Raw genomic sequence first — 3935 nt, forward strand, 5'->3', positions numbered from 1 at the left:
CGCCCGGAGTTCCTGGTGCGCCGCGCCAACGCGTTCCGGGCCTGGTGGGAGCACATGCCGGTGCGGATGACGCAGTCGCCGACCGGCCCTGACCTCCAGCTCTACCGCCGGTTCCAGTACGGCGACCTGGTCCGCTTCAACCTGCTCGACACCCGCCAGTACCGCGACGACCAGGCCGCCGGCGACGGGGCCGACCCGCCCAACCCCGGCTCGCTGGACCCGAACCGCACCATCACCGGCGCCGAGCAGGAGCGCTGGCTGCTCGACGGGTTCGCCGAGCGGTCAGCCCGGTGGGAGGTGCTGGCCCACCAGACGGCGATCGCGCAGCTGGACACCCGGGCCGGCGCCGAGGTCGTCGTGCCGATGGACACCTGGGACGGCTACGTGGCCTCGCGCCAGCGGGTCCTCGGCGGCGCCCGCGAGCGGGGCGTTCGCAACCTGGTCAGCATCGCCGGCGACCTGCACCGCAGCGTCGCCTCGGAGCTGAAGGCGGACTATGCCGACGAGGCCGGCCCGGTGGTGGGGACGGAGTTCGTCGGCACCTCGATCAGCTCCGGCCGCGACGGCATGGACAACGACCCGGGCGGGCTGACGATCCTGGCGGAGAACCCGCACGTGAAGTACTCGAACTTCCAGCGCGGCTACGTCCGCGTGGAGGTCACGCCCGAGCAGTGGGTGGCCGACTACCGGGTGGCCGACCGCGTCACCGTCCCCGACGGCACCGTCACCACCCGCACCCGGCTCGCCGTCGCCGACGGTGACCCGAGCATCAACGTCGTGGGAGGCCAGTGATGAGGCCGATGAGGAAGCGGCAGCTCGGCGTGATCGCGCTGGCGGCGGTTGTCCTGGGCGTGGCCGGCGCGGCCGCCAGCACGGCGGCGCGGCCCGATCGCGACCCCGTCCGGCTGTCGGCGACACCGGAGCGGGTCGAGGTGGTCGGGCTGCCGTGCCTGCCCAGCTCGATCCAGCTGGGCCTGACGAACACGAGCACCGCGGACCTGTACGCCGACGCGGAGCTGACCGCCGCCGGCCCGGTGATGCTCGACCGCGCGCTGGTGTCGTCGTGGCTGCCGGCCTGGGAACCGGACCACACGGTGACCGCGTGGGTCGGTGTGACGGCGCCGCGCGACGCGGCACCGGGCGTCTACGAGGTGGGGGTCACGACGGACGGCGCGCGGCTCACCGTCGCGGTCGAGGTGCTGCCGCTGCCGCCGAAGGGACCGGCGGACAACCAGGCCCTCGGGGAGCAGGCGACGGCGTCATCGACGCACGCGAACTTCGACGTCTGCGGCGCGGTCGACGGCAACACGGACTCCGATCAGTGGGACACCGCGACCGGCTGGAACGACGGCACCAGCGGTACGTTCCCGGACACCTACGACGTCGCGCTGGCCGGGCCGGTCGCCGTCGGGCGGATCGAGACGTGGACACTGGACTCGACGCGCTACCCCGCCGCGAGGTACGGGCTGCGCGACTTCGACGTGCAGGTCCGGGTCGACGGCGCATGGCGGACGGTTGACGCGGTGCGCGGCAACAGCGCCGGCCACGTCACCTCGACGTTCGCTCCGGTGACCGCTGACGCCGTCCGGATCGTCGGCCTCGCCTCCAACAACGGCGACTACTCGCGCTTGGTCGAAATCGAGGCCTTCGCCGGCTGAGGGCCCCATGATCATCAACGGTTGGCGACGCTGGGACGTCGCCAACCGTTGATGATCACAGGAGGGCGCCTAGTGCTCCATCGCCGGCAGGCGCCGCAGCGGCCGCGGCAGCCACCAGTTGCGCTCGCCGAGCAGGACCATCAGCGACGGCAGCAACACCGCCCGGACGATCGTCGCGTCGATGAGGATCGCGGCGGCCAGCCCGATACCCATCTGCTTGAAGTCGATGGCGCCCAGTGTCGCGAAGATCGCGAAGACCGCCACCATGACCACCGCCGCGCTGGTGACCACGCCCGCGGACCGGACGATGCCGGTGCGTACGGCCTCCTGCGTCGTCATGCCGGCCCGGGCGCCCTCGCGGATGCGACTGACCACGAAGACGTGGTAGTCCATCGACAACCCGAACAGGATCACGAAGAGGAACAGCGGCAGCCAGGTGATGATCGCGCCGGTCGACTCGAACCCGAGCAGCGACTCCGCCCAGCTGTTCTGGAACACCAGGGTCAGCAGGCCGTAGGACGCCGCCACGGACAGCAGGTTGAGCACGGCCGCGGTGAGCGCGACGGTCAGCGACCGGAACGCCATCACCAGCACCACGATCGTCATCAGCAGCACGAACCCGACCACGATCGGCATCCGGTCGGCCAGCAGGTCGCGGAAGTCGACGTTGCCGGCGGTCTGGCCGGTCACGCCGGTCTCCGCGCCGTCGATGGAGCCGAACGCCGCCGGCACGAAGTCGTCGCGCAGCAGGTTCAGCGACTCCTCGGCGCGCTCGTCGTCATGGGCGTAGGGCACCGGCACCGAGATGCTGGCGACGGAGCTGTCGGTGGAGTACTCGGTGGTCAGCTCGGCGTCCGCGGTCGCGAACAGCGGGTCGCCGGCCAGCCCGTCGCTCAGCCCGGCGACGGCGTCGTCGACGGCCGCGGTGTCCAGCGGCGCACCGTCGGCGGACCAGACGGCGACGGTGTGCGAGGCGCCCTCCGCCGGGAACGCCGTGGTCATCGCGTCGTAGGTCTGCACCTCGGGCACGTCCTGCGACAAGTCGGAGACGCCCGGCTGCGACAGCTTCATGCCCAGCGCGGGAGCGGCCAGCGCCAGCAGCGCCGCGACGCCGACGAACAGCGCGGTGCGCGGGTGACGCAGCACCGGGCGCAGGATCGCGCCCCAGAACCGGGAGTCTCCGCCGTCGCGCCGACGCAGCCGCCACAGCAGCGGGATGCGCGGCCGGTCGACCCAGCGACCGAAGATCGACAGCAGGGCCGGCAGCGCCGTCACCGAGCCGACGACGGCCACCGCGACGACCAGGATGGTGCCTACGGCCAGCGACTCGAAGGTGGACTCACCGGCGAAGAACATGCCGGCCATCGCGATGATCACGGCGAGGCCGGAGACGACGACGGCACGCCCGGAGGTGGCCGCCGCGACGGCCACGGCGTCCATGGTGCCGCGGCCCTTCTCCCGCTCCTCGCGCTCGCGGCGGACGTAGAACAGCGAGTAGTCGACGCCCACGGCCATGCCGACCAGCAGGATCACCGAGGCCAGGATGTCAGTCGACGGGATGACGTACGACGCGAACGCCGACAGCCCCATCGCCGCGACCACCGACGACAGCGCCAGCAGCACCGGCACCGCGGCCGCGATCAGCGCACCGAACACGACGAACATGATGAGCAGGCTGATCGGCAGCGAGAGGAACTCCGCCCGCCGCAGGTCGTCCTCGTAGAGCTTGTCCAGCGCGTCGCCGATCGAGGCGTCGCCGACCTGGCCGATCGTGAGGTCCGGCGAGGCGCCGCCGGCGTCGTCGACCACCCGGCCCACCTCGGCGGCGGCCGCGCTGGCCGCGTCCTCCTCCTCGGCGTCGGTACCTTCGGGAACGTCGAGCGTGACCTCGTAGAGCACCGCGGTCCCGTCGGCGGAGGGCTGCGGGTCGGACACCCCGGCCACGCCCGGCGCGGCGGCGAGGTCGTCGCGCAGCCCGGCGAGCTCGGCCGAGGACGGGTCGACGGCGCCACCGTCGGCGGCACGCACGAGGACGGACTCGGTGTGGGGCTCGTCGAACTCGGCGGTGGCGATGGCGTTGTCGGCGCCGGCGGAGGCGCCGATGCCGTAGTCGCCGTCGGCCACCTCCTTCGTCCCGACGGTGCCACCGCCGACGATCGCGGCGGCGACGAACGCCAGCCACAGCAGCAGCGCGATCCACTTGTGGTTCGCACTCCACCGGGCGACGCTGACCACGAGACCGCGGCGCGGCACCGGTGGCAGCGGCGGGGTGGGCGC

The 3935-nt window shown here is 72.6% G+C and carries 3 protein-coding genes; 2 read left to right on the forward strand and 1 reads right to left on the reverse strand.

Translation table 11 applies throughout. From position 1 onward, the window contains the following. Together E1269_RS31880 and E1269_RS31885 are read left to right on the forward strand one after the other, a co-directional pair. Positions 1-792: alkaline phosphatase D family protein (locus E1269_RS31880; RefSeq protein ID WP_203434296.1), on the forward strand; the 792-nt coding region annotated here is incomplete at its 5' end. An 8-nt stretch (positions 793-800) separates the two neighbouring features. Continuing rightward, a complete protein-coding gene (locus E1269_RS31885; protein WP_131902265.1) occupies positions 801-1658 on the forward strand; it encodes a discoidin domain-containing protein in 858 nt (285 codons plus the stop codon). A gap of 69 nt (positions 1659-1727) precedes the next feature. Here E1269_RS31885 and E1269_RS31890 read toward each other — a convergent pair. Continuing rightward, positions 1728-3935: MMPL family transporter (locus E1269_RS31890; protein ID WP_203434297.1), on the reverse strand; the 2208-nt coding region annotated here is incomplete at its 5' end.

Origin of the sequence: Jiangella asiatica (assembly GCF_004349065.1) — a bacterium.
In the GTDB taxonomy this organism is placed as follows: domain Bacteria; phylum Actinomycetota; class Actinomycetes; order Jiangellales; family Jiangellaceae; genus Jiangella; species Jiangella asiatica.

Coding starts and splice junctions, on each gene's coding strand:
- E1269_RS31885 (WP_131902265.1), top strand. CDS start 801: ATGAGGAAGCGGCAGCTCGGCGTGATCGCGCTGGCGGCGGTTGTCCTG.